The sequence below is a fragment of the Bacillus sp. 5RYD7K genome (genome assembly GCF_059831465.1).
In genome coordinates this window covers 1,772,180-1,787,910 of the sequence record NZ_CP191200.1, presented here as the reverse complement: position 1 = coordinate 1,787,910, position 15,731 = coordinate 1,772,180, and the positions used below count along the sequence as shown (strand labels likewise).

14 protein-coding genes are annotated in these 15,731 nt (G+C 47.5%); 12 read left to right on the top strand and 2 right to left on the bottom strand.

The window, feature by feature from the left end; genetic code table 11:
• The first annotated feature begins 79 nt into the window (after positions 1 to 79).
• A complete protein-coding gene (locus ACQE26_RS08880; protein ID WP_101605400.1) occupies positions 80 to 1,954 on the top strand; it encodes a transglycosylase domain-containing protein in 1,875 nt (624 codons plus the stop codon).
• Positions 1,955 to 1,975: 21 nt separating this feature from the next.
• Complete coding sequence (locus tag ACQE26_RS08875) at positions 1,976 to 2,389, top strand: thiol-disulfide oxidoreductase DCC family protein (protein WP_016938133.1); 414 nt, start codon at positions 1,976 to 1,978, stop codon at positions 2,387 to 2,389.
• 14 nt (positions 2,390 to 2,403) lie between these two features.
• Here ACQE26_RS08875 and ACQE26_RS08870 read toward each other — a convergent pair whose 3' ends face one another.
• Entirely contained in the window at positions 2,404 to 2,961 is a 558-nt protein-coding gene (locus tag ACQE26_RS08870) for a YufK family protein (RefSeq protein WP_045925838.1), read from the bottom strand.
• A gap of 174 nt (positions 2,962 to 3,135) precedes the next feature.
• On the opposite strand from ACQE26_RS08870, the gene malK reads away from it, so the two are divergent.
• From malK to nupQ, 6 genes are all read left to right on the top strand, one after another.
• The gene (malK, locus tag ACQE26_RS08865; RefSeq protein ID WP_047476995.1) at positions 3,136 to 4,737 is read left to right on the top strand and encodes a malate sensor histidine kinase MalK; all 1,602 of its coding nucleotides are present in this window, start codon (positions 3,136 to 3,138) and stop codon (positions 4,735 to 4,737) included.
• On the top strand, positions 4,730 to 5,437 hold the full coding sequence (gene maeM / locus ACQE26_RS08860) for a two-component system response regulator MaeM (protein WP_060964433.1): 708 nt from the start codon (positions 4,730 to 4,732) through the stop codon (positions 5,435 to 5,437). The genes malK and maeM overlap by 8 nt, the downstream gene beginning before the upstream one ends.
• Positions 5,438 to 5,836: 399 nt before the next feature.
• Complete coding sequence (locus ACQE26_RS08855; RefSeq protein ID WP_500471303.1) at positions 5,837 to 6,910, top strand: BMP family lipoprotein; 1,074 nt, start codon at positions 5,837 to 5,839, stop codon at positions 6,908 to 6,910.
• A 139-nt stretch (positions 6,911 to 7,049) separates the two neighbouring features.
• Positions 7,050 to 8,582 carry an ABC transporter ATP-binding protein gene (locus ACQE26_RS08850; protein WP_500471302.1) on the top strand — a complete coding sequence of 511 codons (1,533 nt, stop codon included), beginning with the start codon at positions 7,050 to 7,052 and terminating at the stop codon, positions 8,580 to 8,582.
• Positions 8,575 to 9,621 carry an ABC transporter permease gene (locus ACQE26_RS08845; protein ID WP_047476991.1) on the top strand — a complete coding sequence of 349 codons (1,047 nt, stop codon included), beginning with the start codon at positions 8,575 to 8,577 and terminating at the stop codon, positions 9,619 to 9,621. The genes ACQE26_RS08850 and ACQE26_RS08845 overlap by 8 nt, the downstream gene beginning before the upstream one ends.
• Positions 9,622 to 10,581, top strand: coding sequence for a guanosine ABC transporter permease NupQ (gene nupQ / locus ACQE26_RS08840; protein ID WP_500471301.1), 960 nt, complete (start codon positions 9,622 to 9,624; stop codon positions 10,579 to 10,581). It begins immediately after the preceding gene.
• 44 nt (positions 10,582 to 10,625) lie between these two features.
• Here nupQ and ACQE26_RS08835 read toward each other — a convergent pair whose 3' ends face one another.
• Positions 10,626 to 10,844, bottom strand: a complete 219-nt coding sequence (locus ACQE26_RS08835) for a hypothetical protein (protein ID WP_500471300.1) — start codon at positions 10,842 to 10,844, stop codon at positions 10,626 to 10,628.
• Between the two features lie 240 nt (positions 10,845 to 11,084).
• On the opposite strand from ACQE26_RS08835, the gene ACQE26_RS08830 reads away from it, so the two are divergent.
• The 4 genes from ACQE26_RS08830 to ACQE26_RS08815 are packed head-to-tail and all read left to right on the top strand — an operon-like array spanning position 11,085 to position 15,730.
• Complete coding sequence (locus ACQE26_RS08830) at positions 11,085 to 13,487, top strand: Na+/H+ antiporter subunit A (RefSeq protein ID WP_500471299.1); 2,403 nt, start codon at positions 11,085 to 11,087, stop codon at positions 13,485 to 13,487.
• Complete coding sequence (locus tag ACQE26_RS08825) at positions 13,484 to 13,915, top strand: Na(+)/H(+) antiporter subunit B (protein WP_500471298.1); 432 nt, start codon at positions 13,484 to 13,486, stop codon at positions 13,913 to 13,915. The genes ACQE26_RS08830 and ACQE26_RS08825 overlap by 4 nt, the downstream gene beginning before the upstream one ends.
• Positions 13,915 to 14,256: a Na(+)/H(+) antiporter subunit C gene (locus ACQE26_RS08820; protein WP_003152063.1), complete on the top strand. Its 342-nt coding sequence runs from the start codon at positions 13,915 to 13,917 to the stop codon at positions 14,254 to 14,256. The genes ACQE26_RS08825 and ACQE26_RS08820 overlap by 1 nt, the downstream gene beginning before the upstream one ends.
• A complete protein-coding gene (locus ACQE26_RS08815) occupies positions 14,249 to 15,730 on the top strand; it encodes a Na+/H+ antiporter subunit D (protein WP_500471296.1) in 1,482 nt (493 codons plus the stop codon). Before ACQE26_RS08820 ends, ACQE26_RS08815 begins: the two co-directional genes overlap by 8 nt.
• Position 15,731 lies beyond the last annotated feature (1 nt).

The window sequence follows — 15,731 nt, the reverse complement described above, 5'->3', positions numbered from 1 at the left end:
TTACGATTTCTTCTAAATTTAACCTTCTCGTATTCTTAAAAGAATGATACGATATGGCTAGAAATCAGGAGAAAAGAGAGTGACCATGGTACGTAAAATAATCGGATGGATTTTGCTGCTCGGCATTATCCCGTTGTTTGCATTTACAGTTATTGCTTCCGGCAAAGAGGTAAAACAAATCAAGCCTTTTGATCAGGTGCTCGATAAACATATTGATTTAAAAGCGATCAACCTGGTTCAAAACAGTTACATGTATGACAGGGACGGAAGCCTTGTTTCTGAGATTGTCAGCGATCATGAGAATCGCGTGATCGTGCCCTTTAATAAAATACCGAATGAGGTAAAACAGCTGTTTTTAACCTCTGAAGACCGTCATTTTTATGAGCATAAAGGGTTTGACTTTATGGGGATGGTCAGAGCGGCCGCCTCCAATTTCAAAGATCATAAAATTGACCAGGGCGCCAGCACCATTACCCAGCAGCTGGCGAGAAATGTGTATTTAAGCCATGAACGCACCTTCAGCCGAAAACTGACGGAGCTGGCCTATTCCTATCAGCTTGAGAAAAAATACAGCAAAGATGAGATTTTGGAAGGCTACTTAAATACGATTTATTTCAATAACGGTGTATACGGTGTCGGTTCGGCGGCACAATTTTATTTCAGCAAGCCGCTGAAATCTCTCACCTTAGGAGAAATGGCCTTTATCTGCGCCATCCCTAATAACCCTACATTATATGATCCTCTCAAGCATTTTGACTATACGAAAAAACGACAAGTCAGATTGCTTAACGGATTAAAAAAAGCGGGTGTCATATCCGGAAAACAGCTGAAAAAAGCCGAAAAGGAAAAGATCAAGCTTGATATAAACGAAAAAACAAACAAATATCCTGACTATGTTTCCTATGTAAATGATGAATTCACACAGCTTGTTTCATCATCTGAAGGCTATGACAAACGCCTTGAAAAAGCTTCCGGTAAGGCGAAACAAAAAATACAGAGTGAGCTTTCCGATAGAGTCGGCACATTGTTAAAAGACGGTGTGAAGATTTATACGGCGCTGAATCCGTATATGCAAAATCAGGTCGTCGCCCAAGTGAATCAAAATCTGCCGTATGCAGGCGTTCAGGGCGGAGCGGCCGTGATTAATCATCAGACGCATCAGATTATCGCGCTTTCAGGCGGGAAAGATTATCATAAATATGATTTCAACCGCGCCTATCAGGCATACAGACAGCCAGGTTCATCAATTAAGCCGCTGCTTGATTACGGGCCTTACATTGAAAAGACCGGCGCAACGCCGCACAGCAAGATTGACGCGAGCAAATTCTGCAGTTCGGATTACTGTCCGCAGAACTATAATAACCGCACGTACGGCACGGTTACGCTGGAAACGGCGTTTAAATACTCGTACAATACACCGGCCATCAGAATCATGGACCGCGTGGGCGTCAATAAGGCGTTCAGCTACCTTGAACCGTTTCATTTCGCGAAGCTGGTCAGCGCGGATTACCGTCTGCCTGCGGCGCTTGGCGGTTTTACAAACGGCATGACGCCGCTTGAAATGACCAATGCGTACACCACGTTCGGAAACAACGGCGTTTATACGCCGAGTCACGCGATTACGAAAGTGACTGATTTAAAAGGAAAAACGATATTAAAATGGAAAGATGAGCCGACGCAGGTATTCAGCGTGCGGACCAACATGCAGATCAAAGAAATGATGAAAGCCGTCGTGAAAAGCGGAACAGGGAAAAAAGCGAACTTTAAAGCTCCGTACGTCGGCGGAAAATCAGGGACGTCAAATGACTATCACGATATGTGGTTTGTCGGCCTGACGGATGCTTATACGATGGGGGTATGGGTCGGCAAGGATACACCGTCAAGCGTCGAATATCTGCATGACGCAAGCCCTCAGCTTTCGATCTGGAAAAACACGCTGCAGGCAGCTTATTAAAGATAATGGAGGGGATCCGACTTGAAACCAGCTCAGCTTCCGGACCGCGTGCTTTTGTTTGACGGTGTCTGCAACTTATGCAGCGGCGCCGTTCAATTCATCATTAAACGTGATCCGGCCGGCCTGATCTCATTTGCATCATTGCAATCAGATACCGCCCGGGAGCTTTTGGCATCAGAAGGACTTCCGACAGAACAATTTGACAGCATGATTTTTATCGAAAACGGGCGGATCTACAAAAAATCCGCAGCCGTATTAAAGGCTGCCCGGCATCTCTCCGGGGCCTGGCGGCTGTCAGCGGTTTTTTTCGCAGTGCCCCGCCCTCTCAGGGACAGAGCTTATTCTTTCATCGCCCGGCGCCGTTATAAATGGTTCGGAAAAAAGGAAGCATGCATGCTCCCCTCCCCTGAGATCAAAAACCGATTTCTATCCTAATAAAAATGGCTAGCTTACACAGGTAAGCTAGCCATTATGCTATTATAAAGCTTGATAAAGATGTACAAAATACCGATAACAAAAGTAAACCAAAACAGAATCTCAAGCAATATGAAACCGATCAGCGAAACGACCGAGAGCGTTGAATAGATTCTGTACACCATGAAGATCAAATAAACGAGCGTGACAACGGCAAAAAACGCCGCAATCCAGAAACCGTTCTGCACAAGCGCAAAGGAAAGAATTCCGCCGCCTACATAAATTAAAGAGCCTAATCTGATTTTTTTCAGGTTTTCCCCTTCAGGGTCATTTGTGAAAAACAATAGAGACAGCTCTGTCACTGTGTTTGCAATCAGCTTCAAAGCCGAAAAAAGCATAAAATACACAAGGGCGAACGCTGCAAAAAGCGCCAGTCTGATCCCTTTCTCAGAGAAATAATCCAGCATTCCCTGATACATGCCGAGCGTCTGAAGCATCTTCATGACATAAAGCGAGGTAGAAATGGATAATGACGAACTAAAAAGCAGAATCGCAACGAGCGGAAAATAACCCGTCCAATAAGTATTTTTCATATAAAAAGTCCCTTTCTGTAATCTACTTCACTTATTATGGAGGACTTAAAACACATTGACAAGATAAAAAATTCCATTTTTCCTCACTTTTACGAAATAAGAGCCCGATCTTCACAAACCGGCTTTTTCGGAGTAAAGTAGAACGCGGGAATGATAAACGTAAGGAAGGCTGTCATGAAAAAAACTTTAAAATTGCAAACCCGATTAACGATATTCGTCTGTATTGTCGTTCTTATCGCACTTTGTATCACCTTTTTCACCATCAGCGTCCAGACCGCAGACCGCGTGAAAGAAGAAGAACGGACAACCGCCCTGCGCACCGCAAAGCTGGTCGCGGAAACACCGAGTGTCGCGCAGGCACTGCAAACAAGAAAAGGGCTGAAAGAGCTCCGGCACTATACACTGGATGTCCAGCATACGACAGGAACCGAATTTGTCGTGGTGATGGATATGAACAGCATCCGTCTCACCCATCCCGACGCAAATAAAATCGGTAAGAAATTCACCGGCGGAGACGAGCAGCCGGCGATGCACGGCCATATCAAAACAAGCACATCAGCGGGAACGCTCGGGAAATCCATGAGAGCCTTCGTTCCGATCTACGGAAAAGATAAAAAACAAGTGGGCGTCGTTTCGGTCGGAATTTCGCTTAACAAAATACAGGATGTCGTCAGCCACAGTTTGAGACCGCTTTATTTCATTATCTGCGTAAGTATTTTTGTCGGTGTCATAGGAGCCGTTATTGTCGCCCGCACCGTTAAAAACATTATGTACGGTCTTGAGCCTTATGAAATTGCCACTTTGCTGGAAGAGCGGAGCGCCATGCTCGAATCCACGAAGGAAGGCATCCTCGCGGTTGACGCGCGGGGAAAAATTAAGCTTGCCAATGCCGAAGCGAAACGCCTCTTTATTAAAATGGGTATTCCGACTAATCCGGTCGATCAAGATGTGAACGATATTCTTCCGAAAAGCCGGCTGAAGCAGGTGATTGAAACGAAAAAACCGCTTCAGGACAGGGATATCCGCATTAACGGACTTGAGCTTGTTTTTAATGAAGTTCCGATTCATCTGAAAGGACAAACCGTCGGAGCGATCGCCACTTTCAGGGACAAAACGGAGGTCAAACATTTAGCAGAACAGCTGTCCGGTGTTAAAATGTATGCAAACGCATTAAGAGCACAGTCCCATGAATTCATGAATAAGCTTCATGTCATTTTAGGACTTGTCCAGTTAAAAGAATATGATGATCTCGGCACTTATATTAAGGATATCGCCATTCAGCAGAAGACGGAAACAAGCGAGATTATCAGCGACGTCAAAAGTCCGGTTCTTGCAGGGTTTCTACTAGGAAAACAAAGCTATATACGCGAACAGGGCGCTGACCTGGACATTCAGCTCGGCAGCATGATTCCGAATGCGGCGGATCCCGCCGTCATCCATGAGCTCATTACGATTATCGGAAATCTGCTGAACAATGCGCTTGACGCGGTGGCGCAGATGCCGAAAAAAAACATTACGTGTTCGATGCGGTTTCAGGACCGACTGCTTGATATAGAAATTACGGACACCGGGGCCGGGATGTCCGCCGAAGACCAAACCCGTATTTTTGAACAAGGCTATTCCACGAAAGGGACAAACCGGGGATTCGGTCTCTATTTTACCCAGCAGGCAACAGAAAATTTAAAAGGCCACATGATTGTGACAAGTGAAAAGAATGAAGGAACGACTTTCAGTCTTCGCATTCCGTATGAACCGAAGGAGGAAAATGATGATTAATGTACTCATAGTTGAAGACGACCCCATGGTGGGTGAATTAAATAAACGCTATCTCAGCCAGATTGAAGGCTTTCAGCTGAAAGGGATCGCTTCATCCTTTCAAAGCGCGCTGCACGTGTTAGGCGAGCATCATATCGACCTCATCCTCCTTGACATTTATATGCCGGGAAAAAACGGTCTTGAGCTTTTAACGGAAATCCGCAAACAAAATGAATCGGTCGATGTCATCGTCATTTCAGCCGCAAGCGAGCTGGATGTCATCAAAAAAACACTTCGGTACGGCGCCGTCGATTATTTAATCAAACCATTTGAGTTTGACCGCTTTCAAACCGCCCTTTCCGACTACAGACGCAAGCAGAAGGTTTATCAATCACACAGAAGCATGACACAGAAAGAATTAGATGCGGAGCTTTTTCAAAAGAAAGTAGCGGCGGAAAAGGTTCACCTTCCGAAAGGACTGACAAAAAGCACGCTTAAACTCATCTGGGCGAGCATCGAATCTTTCGGCGACAGCTCTTTTACTACGGAAGACCTCGCCAAGCATACTGAAATCTCGCAAGTCTCCATCCGGAAATACCTTAAATTTCTTGAAGACATTCAAGTGCTGAACGTAGAAATGGCGTACGGCACGATCGGCAGACCCGTCTTTCAATACCATATCAACACCGGCAATGTCAGCACCATAAAACAATATTTATAATGTCAAAAAGCGCCGTTCCGCCGTGAACGGTGCTTTTTACTGTCATATCCCCTGACAAAAGGCTTGAGATTCCGTTTTGATATGCTATATAAGAATAATGACCCGACGGAGCCGCCGGTGATTTATCCAAATGAGGAAGTAGATTCATAATATTGATATTTTTTAAAAATAAGCAAATTTCTATTTATTTATGCCGGGTAAAATGATAAATTATGATTGGTTAGCTGATCTTTTCAGATATGACATAAGTCCCGGACTAACATGAGAGAGCCGCTCGAAGCGGGAAAAAGAGAGACGTCTCCTCACTATTATCAGAAAGTTTTTTCGATTCTGTATCCTTCCGGCGGCTCAAGTCTGAAAAAAACGGCATCATCCATATTTTACAGGGGGGTTATATCTTTGAAAAAACGCAAAATCGGAATGGCGGTTGCGCTCATTGCAGCGGCCGGAACCCTATTAAGCGCATGCGGTTCGAGTGACAAAGCAAACGGCTCCGGCAGCAAAAACTTTACCGTCGGCATGGTCACGGATATCGGCGGAGTCGATGACAAATCATTTAACCAGTCCGCCTGGGAAGGCATTCAGGCATTCGGAAAAGACAAGGGTCTTACAAAAGGCAAAAGCGGGTTTGACTATCTCCAATCAAAATCAGATGCAGATTACACAACGAATTTAAATAAATTAGCACGGGAACACTTTGACCTGATTTACGGCGTCGGGTACCTGATGCAGGATTCCATCAGCGAAATCGCCGATCAGCGCAAAGACACAAATTTTGCGATTATTGACGCCGTTGTCAAAAAAGACAACGTGGCAAGCCTTACATTTAAAGAGCAGGAAGGTTCATTCCTCTCGGGAGTAGCGGCTGCGTTATCGAGCAAAACGGGAAAAGTCGGATTTGTGGGCGGAATGGAGTCTGAATTGATCAAAAAATTCGAAATCGGCTTCCGCGCCGGTGTACAAGCCGCAAATCCGAAAGCGTCCGTCGAAGTGAAATATGCGGGCGGATTTGACAAAGCCGATGTCGGCAAAGCGACGGCTGAAAGCATGTACAAATCAGGCGTTGACGTCATTTATCACGCGGCCGGCGCAACGGGTACGGGCGTCTTCACGGAAGCCAAAAACCTTAAAAAAGAAGATCCGAAACGCAACGTATGGGTCATCGGCGTTGATAAAGACCAGTATGCGGAAGGTCAAGTTGAAGGCACAAAAGACAATGTCACGCTCACATCAATGGTCAAAAAAGTGGATACAGCCGTGAAGGACTTAACGAAAAAAGCAAGTGACGGCAAATTCCCGGGCGGCAAAACATTAACTTACGGATTGGCACAGGATGCAGTCGGCATCTCGGATCACAAGGAAAACCTTTCTGACGATGTCATCAAAGCAACAGACGATTGGAAGAAGAAAATCGCGGACGGACTCGAGATCCCTTCAACTGAAAAAGAATTGAAATCCTTCAAGGCTGAGTAAGAATCAGGGGATAAGGAGACTTTCGTGCTTATCCCCTCTCTTTTTTAGAAAGAGCGGTGAAGGAAAAGCTGCATCTCTTGCAGCTTTTCTTTTGCCAAGCTTTTTCATCAAAGCATCTCTGAAAAGGAGCGTCAAATCGGTGGATTATATCATTGAAATGCTTAATATACGCAAAGAGTTTCCCGGAATCGTTGCCAATGATGACGTCACGCTTCAAGTGAAAAAAGGCGAAATACACGCCCTGCTCGGGGAAAACGGCGCGGGGAAGTCGACACTCATGAACGTTTTATTCGGCCTGTACCAGCCGGAAAAAGGCGAAATCCGGGTGCGGGGTGAACGTATTCACATCAACAGTCCGAACAAAGCCAACGATCTCGGCATCGGAATGGTGCACCAGCATTTTATGCTTGTGGATACCTTTACCGTCTCAGAAAATATTATTCTCGGAAAAGAGCCGAAAAAATTAGGACGGATTGACAGACAGCGCGCCGACCGGGACGTACGCGATATTTCCGACCGTTACGGTCTGAAGATTGATCCTGAAGCTAAAGTTGCCGATATTTCTGTCGGTATGCAGCAGCGGGCGGAAATATTAAAGACCCTCTACCGGGGCGCGGACATTCTCATTTTTGACGAGCCGACCGCGGTGCTGACCCCGCACGAAATTCAAGAACTGATTCAGATTATGAAAAACCTGGTCAATGAAGGAAAATCCATTATCCTCATCACCCACAAATTAAAAGAAATCATGGAAGTCTGCGACCGTGTCACCATCATCCGGAAAGGAAAAGGCATTACAACACTCGATGTCGCACATACGGATCAGGATGAACTGGCAAGCCTTATGGTCGGACGCGCAGTTTCATTCAAGACGGATAAACAGCCGGCTGAACCGAAACAGGAAGTGCTTTCGCTTTCTGATGTAACGGTGAAAGACGCGCGCGGCGTTGAGGCGGTCAAACAGCTCTCCCTCTCTGTCAGAGCCGGTGAAATCGTCGGCATTGCGGGCGTTGACGGCAACGGCCAATCTGAATTAATCGAAGCCATTACAGGCCTCAGAAAAACACATGCCGGCACGATCACGTTAAACGGCAAACAGCTGCAAAACATGCCGCCGCGGAAAGTCACTGAAGCAGGAATCGGGCATATCCCCCAGGACAGGCATAAACATGGACTCGTTCTTGATTTTCCGATCGGAGAAAATATCGTGCTGCAAAGTTATTATCAAAAGCCCTACTCTTCTTTCGGCATATTAAATAAACACGCGATTTATGACAAAGCGCGAAGCCTGATTGAAGAATACGACGTCAGAACGCCTGATGAATATACACCCGCGCGCGCACTCTCGGGAGGAAATCAGCAAAAGGCCATTATCGGCCGGGAAGTGGACAGAAATCCCGATCTATTAATTGCCGCCCAGCCGACGCGGGGGCTCGATGTCGGCGCGATTGAATTCGTCCATAAAAAGCTCATTGAGCAGCGTGACGCCGGTAAAGCTGTGCTGCTGTTGTCTTTTGAGCTTGATGAAATCATGAATCTCAGCGATCGCATCGCCGTCATCTTTGAAGGCAGCATCATCGCAAACGTCAATCCGCCGGAAACAGACGAGCAGGAGCTTGGTCTTTTAATGGCGGGAAGTAAGCAAATGGAGGCAGGGAACATACATGATTAATCGACTTTCTCATCTCGCTGTGCCGTTGATTGCCATCATTCTTGGTCTGGCTGCGGGTGCGGTCATCATGCTTGCCAGCGGCTACAATGTGGCAAGCGGGTATTCCGCTCTTTGGAACGGCATTTTCGGTGAAATGTATTATCTCGGGGAAACGATCCGGCAGATTACGCCTTATATTTTATCCGGATTGGCCGTGGCGTTCGCATTTCGGACCGGCCTGTTCAATATCGGTGTTGAAGGACAGCTCCTTGTCGGCTGGACGGCCGCGGTTTGGGTCGGGACTTCCTTTGACGCTCCCGCTTACATCCACCTCCCGCTTTCGTTATTGGCGGCTGCTGCCGCGGGAGGCATTTGGGGGCTGATTCCCGGATTTTTAAAAGCCCGTTTTTTTGTTCACGAAGTGATTGTCACGATCATGATGAATTATATCGCTCTTCATTTAACCAATTACCTCATATCCGATGTCATGACGGACCACAGGGACAAAACAGACAAAATTCATGAAAGCGCGTCGCTCCGCTCGCCGTTTTTAGAGCAGCTGACAGACTACTCCCGCCTTCATTGGGGGATACTGATCGCTCTGTTTGCGGCAGTCTTCATGTGGTTTATCATTCATAAAACAAAAAGCGGATTTGAATTCCGGGCTGTCGGCTTTAATCAGCACGCGGCACAATACGCTGGAATGAGCGTCAGAAAAAATATGATGTATGCCATGATGATTTCCGGCGCCTTTGCGGGGCTTGCCGGCGCGATGGAAGGACTCGGAACCTTTCAATACGCGGCGGTTAAAGGCGCATTTACCGGAGTCGGCTTCGACGGCATCGCGGTTGCGCTTCTAGGGGGCAGCACGGCAATCGGCGTGGTTCTTGCGGCCTGTCTTCTCGGCGGCCTTAAAGTCGGCGCCTTAAATATGCCGATTGAATCCGGTGTGCCTTCTGAAGTCGTTGACATCGTCATCGCCATTATTATTTTGTTTGTGGCATCAAGCTACGCCATCCGGCTCATCCTTGATAAATTGAAGAAAAAGGGGGCGAAGTAAGTGGACTTCCTCCAGATTTTATCCATTATTGTCCCGGCCACACTCGTTTATGCGGCTCCGCTTATTTTGACCGCTCTCGGCGGCGTGTTTTCTGAAAGATCGGGGGTTGTCAATATCGGTCTGGAAGGCCTGATGATTATCGGCGCCTTTACAAGCGTCATGTTCAACTTATTTTTCGGACGTGAGCTCGGCGCCGCTGCCCCGTGGCTCGCCCTGGCTGCGGCTATGATTGCCGGCGGGCTGTTCTCGCTGATTCACGCGGCTGCCGCGGTTTCTTTCCGAGCCGATCAGACGGTAACCGGGGTGGCGATCAATATGCTCGCGTTAGGAGCGACGCTGTTTATCGTTAAGCTGATATACGGCAAGGCGCAGACTGATAAAATCCCGGAGCCCTTTTACAAAACGAACATTCCGGGGTTAAGCGATATTCCGGTTTTAGGAAAGATCTTCTTTTCTGACGTATATTATACTTCGATTTTAGCCATCGTATTGGCCTTTGTTTCTTGGTTTATTTTATTCAAAACACCGTTCGGCCTTCGCATCCATTCTGTCGGGGAACACCCGATGGCGGCAGATACGATGGGAATCAACGTGTTCGCCATGCGCTATATCGGCGTCATGATCAGCGGGCTGTTCGGCGGGCTCGGCGGCGGTGTATATGCTTCTACAATCGCGCTTGATTTCACGCACTCCACCATTTCCGGACAAGGCTTTATCGCTCTTGCCGCGCTTGTTTTCGGCAAATGGCATCCGATCGGCGCGCTCGGGGCTGCGCTGTTCTTCGGGTTTGCGCAGAGTTTGAGCATTATCGGCTCGCTTTTGCCCCTGTTCAAAGATATTCCGAATGTATACATGCTGATGGCTCCTTACATTCTGACCATTCTCGCGCTTGCCGGCTTCATCGGCCGCGCAGATGCGCCTAAAGCCAACGGCATCCCTTATATTAAAGGAAAACGCTGATCATCATACAAAAAGAGTTCCGCGCCCTGATGCCGGAACTCTTTTCATCTATTGACGATTCTGATATATTCACGCGGCTGAAACGGCTTTTGCATTGATTCAGCCGCACTCAGCTTGTCGTGCGCGTATTCTGTCCCGAGAAAAAAATACTCCCATTCATCTGCCTCCGTCTCCTGCCTCCCTTTGCAGAAATCGTCCGCTATGAATGTTCCTGCGATAATAGAACAAAATATTCCAATACAGGCTGCCGCCTTTCTTTTCATCTGACCAGCTCCTTTTGTAAAGCTTGATCTGAAAGCTAAATGTATATACAAAGATCCGGATATTTGATAAATTTATTTTAGGTTCAAAAGACCACAAAAACATAGAGAGGAATACATTATGCCATAGCAGGGTAAAAAAAAGTGCGATATAATTTGTACTGGGTCCTATGACCGTGAATTGATTTTTCACTCTTACATAAAGCAGTTGCTTGATGAAAAACAAGCAAAGGAGGTCTTCTGTTGCAGCTGTTACATTTCGCGATTTTAGCGCCTTTTTTATTTGCATTTATCGTTCCCTTTCTTTATAAACGGGTAAAACAAGTCCATACAGGCTGGTTTGTGCTGATATTGCCCGTTGTGCTGTTTGTTTACTTTTTCAGCAAGCTCCCGCTGACAATGGCGGGAGAAACCGTCCGGTATGCGGCCGAATGGATTCCTTCCCTCGGTATTAACTATACCGTTTATATTGACGGACTCGGGCTGTTATTCGCTTTATTGATTACGGGCATCGGCTCTTTGGTGACGCTTTACAGTATTTTTTACTTATCGAAGGACAAAGAAAAGCTCGGCCCATTTTACGTGTACCTGCTGATGTTTATGGGCGCGATGCTCGGCGTTGTGCTCGTCGATAACGTCATTGTGCTTTATATGTTCTGGGAGCTGACAAGCCTGTCATCCTTCTTATTAATCGGGTATTGGCATAAGCGGGAGAAATCACGCTACGGTGCGGAAAAATCACTGCTGATTACCGTCGGCGGCGGACTGTGCATGCTCGGCGGCTTTATCCTGCTGTATCTGATGACGGACTCATTCAGTATCAGGGAAATGGTCAATCAGGTGCATATTATCGCCGGCCATCCGTTCTTTATTCCGGCAATGGTTCTCCTGTTATTGGGGGCCTTTACGAAATCAGCGCAGTTTCCGTTTTACATCTGGCTTCCTGATGCCATGGAAGCCCCGACTCCTGTCAGTGCCTATCTGCACTCGGCAACAATGGTGAAAGCGGGCATTTATCTGATTGCCAGATTCAGTCCGGTTTTTGCATTTTCACCTGTCTGGTTTTGGACGGTTGCCTCAGTCGGTCTGATCACGATGGTATGGGCTTCCTTCAACGCGATTAAACAAACCGATTTAAAAGCGATTCTGGCTTTTTCCACAGTCAGCCAGCTCGGTATGATTGTATCGATGCTCGGCGCAGGAGCCGCCGCGCTTCACTTTCAGCATTCGGAGTATTTCACGGCCGCTGTGACCGCGGCTGTGTTTCACTTAATTAACCATGCTACTTTTAAAGGAAGTTTATTTATGGCGGTCGGCATTATCGACCATGAAACGGGAACGAGGGATATCCGCAGGCTCGGCGGACTGATAGCGCTCATGCCGATAACGTTTACCGTTTCATTGATCGGAACGTTTTCCATGGCCGGCCTCCCTCCTTTTAACGGCTTCTTAAGTAAAGAAATGTTCTTTACAAGTATGCTGCGGATTGCTCATGCAGATATTTTCAGTCTGGATACGTGGGGCGTGCTGTTCCCCGTTCTCGCATGGATCGGCAGCGTCTTCACGTTTATCTACAGCATGAAGCTGTTTTTCAGAACGTTCAGTGGCGCGCGCAAAACGGATCAGCTTGAAAAGGCGCCGCATGAAGCTCCGCTCGGCATGCTGATTTCGCCGGTGATTCTTGCCGCTTGCGCCGTCAGTCTGTTTTTCGCACCGAATGTTTTGTCCTACAGCCTGATTGAACCGGCGATGAATTCCATTTATCCGGCTCTGTTAACCGGCGGAGATACATTCCATGTCCACATTTCCCAATGGCACGGTGTGACGGCTGAAGTGCTGATGACCGTCGGCATTATCATTGTCGGCACGATCGGTTACGTGTCTCTGTCTAAATGGGAGCGGGTATACGGTCTGTTTCCGAAAAAACTGACGCTGAACCGGCTTTACAATGCGGTGACGGGCAGTATGGAAAAAAGATCTTACCGGCTGACGTCATCTTATATGACCGGATTTTTGCGGGATTATCTGCTGTATATTTTTGCGGCGTTTATCATTCTCATCGGAGCGGCGTTCGTGATGAAAGGCGGCTTTTCCATCACAACAAAAGGAATGGCTGAGATCGGTCTGTATGAAATCGTGCTGTCGCTCGTTATGGTGAGCGCAACGATTGCGACTGTATTCGCCAAATCGCGGCTGACGGCCATTATCTCACTCGGAGTTGTCGGGTATACGCTCGCTCTGTTTTTCGTGATTTTTAGAGCGCCCGATCTGGCGCTTACGCAGCTTGTCATTGAGACGATATCCGTCGCCTTGTTTCTTCTTTGTTTTTATCATCTGCCGAAAATGCGGCGGAAAAAGAAGACCAGAACATTCCGGCTGACGAATTTTATCATTTCTCTCGGTGTCGGCGTCATCGTGACAATGCTCGGAATCGCGTCTTCCAGCGAAAAAACACAAGACAGTATCGCCTCTTTTTTCACGGCTTACAGCCATAAGCTTGGCGGAGGCAATAATATCGTCAACGTCATCCTCGTTGATTTCAGGGGATTTGACACGATGTTTGAAATCACGGTGCTGTCGATTGCCGCACTCGGCATTTACGGCATGATCAGAACGAAAGTAAAAGAGGAGGGAGAAGAGCGTTGAGACAGCAAAAAACAAACGACATTATCCTTCAGACGGCAACGAAACTTGTATCTTTTATCATTCTGCTTTTCTCTTTCTATTTATTTTTATCGGGGCATAACGCTCCAGGCGGAGGATTTGTCGGCGGGCTGATTACATCTTCGGCCATTGTGCTTTTGCTTTTGGCCTTTGATTTAAAAACCGTCAAGTCGATTTTGCCCGTCAATTTTATTTATGTAGCGGGCGCGGGTCTGCTTATCGCGATTGCAACGGGTGCAGGTTCGTTCTTATTCGGAGCGCCCTTTCTCACCCATACATTCGGCCATTTTCAGCTCCCGGTGCTCGGGAATACGGAGCTTGCGACGGCCACTTTGTTTGATTTAGGTGTGTATCTCGTTGTTGTCGGCGTGACGATGACCATTATTCAAACGATTGGAGAGGAAGAATAGTGGAAATCTTAATGTCTGTCATTGCCGGTATTTTGTTTATGGCGGCAACCTACCTGCTGCTTTCTAAAAGTCTTTTGCGCGTGATTATCGGCACCGCGCTTTTAAGCCACGGCGTCCATTTGCTGCTTCTGACCATGGGCGGACTGAAAAAAGGCGCCCCTCCCATACTGGGCGGAAAAAGCACATCGTTTGTCGATCCGCTGCCGCAGGCACTCATACTGACGGCGATCGTTATTTCGTTCGGCGTCACGTCCTTCTTGCTTGTGATGGCGTTTCGCGCCTATCAGGAACTGAAAACGGACGATATGGATCGAATGAGGGGAAATGATCAACATGAATAACTTTGTGATATTGCCTATTCTGGTGCCGCTGCTTTGCGCAGTGCTGCTGATTTTTATGAACAAGCACGTGATGCTGATGCGGATATTCAGCACTGCCGCTTCCTGTGTCTCCATCGCCATCAGCGCCGTTCTCGTTCAAACGGTTTTTACACACGGAATTCAGACACTGACACTCGGCGGATGGAAAGCGCCGTACGGCATTGTGCTCGCCGCTGACCAGCTCGCCGCACTGCTTGTTTTGACAACCGCCATAATCGGGCTGCTCGTCATCCTGTACTCCTTCCGCTCTATCGGAGAAAAACGGGAGCGCGCTTTCTATTATTCAGGTGTGCAGTTTCTTCTGGCGGGTGTTAGCGGAGCGTTTTTGACGGGTGACCTGTTCAACATGTACGTCTTTTTTGAGCTTCTGCTTATCGCATCCTACATGCTGATCGTGCTTGGCGGAACGAAAATTCAATTAAGAGAATCATTGAAGTATATCGTGTTTAACATTGTGTCATCCGCGTTTTTTGTCATCGGTGTCGGTTACTTATATGCGGTGACGGGGACGCTGAATATGGCTGATTTAAGCGTGAAAATCAGCCAATCGGGCCAGACCGGGCTGATAAGTGTCATCGGCGTCCTGTTTCTCGTCGTTTTCGGTTTAAAGGGCGGGATATTCCCGCTGTATTTCTGGATGCCGGGCTCTTATTACGCCCCGCCGGCTGCGATTTCGGCCTTATTCGGATCTCTTTTGACGAAAGTCGGCCTGTACGCCATTTTGAGAGTATTCACCCTGATTTTCATTCACGATGCAGGCTTTACCCACCAATTGATGATGTGGCTTGCGATGCTGACGGTATTATTCGGCGTAATCGGGTCTATCGCCTTTTCGGATGTCATGAAAATCGTCATCTATAATATTATTACAGCCGTCGGCGTGATTTTATTCGGCATCGCCATGAACACCCCGGCCTCCATTCAAGGAGCGGTTTATTACTTGATTCACGATATGCTGATAAAAGGAGCGCTGTTTATGCTGGCGGGAACGCTTATCACGCTGACCGGCACGGCCAGTCTGCATAAAATGAGCGGCCTGATCACCCGTTATCCCGTTTTGGGCTGGATGTTCTTTATCTCCGCCATATCTTTGGCCGGCATCCCGCCGTTCAGCGGATTTGTGGGCAAGCTGAAGATTGCTGAAGGCGGTTTTGATCAGGGGGAAACATTGTTTTCCGTATTGATTCTCTTGTCGAGCCTGCTTGTGCTGTATTCCGTGCTGAAGGTTTTTACGACGGCTTTTTGGGGAGAAGAAAAAGAAATCCCGGGCGCGGGCGGACGGTCCGCAAAAGGGCTTCTTTATCCGGCAGCCGCTTTTCTCCTTTTGTCGCTTCTGTTCGGGCTCGGAACCGAATGGGTTTCACCGTATGTCAATCAGACGGCTGAGAATCTGCTGAATCCGGAAAAATACATTGAAGCTGTTTTGAAGGAGTAGA

What these genes read in the sequence shown, in the direction of transcription:
- ACQE26_RS08870 (WP_045925838.1), bottom strand. Translation starts at nt 2,961, where the DNA reads ATGAAAAATACTTATTGGACGGGTTATTTTCCGCTCGTTGCGATTCTG.
- malK (WP_047476995.1), top strand. Translation starts at nt 3,136, where the DNA reads ATGAAAAAAACTTTAAAATTGCAAACCCGATTAACGATATTCGTCTGT.
- maeM (WP_060964433.1), top strand. Translation starts at nt 4,730, where the DNA reads ATGATTAATGTACTCATAGTTGAAGACGACCCCATGGTGGGTGAATTA.
- ACQE26_RS08845 (WP_047476991.1), top strand. Translation starts at nt 8,575, where the DNA reads ATGATTAATCGACTTTCTCATCTCGCTGTGCCGTTGATTGCCATCATT.
- ACQE26_RS08835 (WP_500471300.1), bottom strand. Translation starts at nt 10,844, where the DNA reads ATGAAAAGAAAGGCGGCAGCCTGTATTGGAATATTTTGTTCTATTATC.
- ACQE26_RS08815 (WP_500471296.1), top strand. Translation starts at nt 14,249, where the DNA reads ATGAATAACTTTGTGATATTGCCTATTCTGGTGCCGCTGCTTTGCGCA.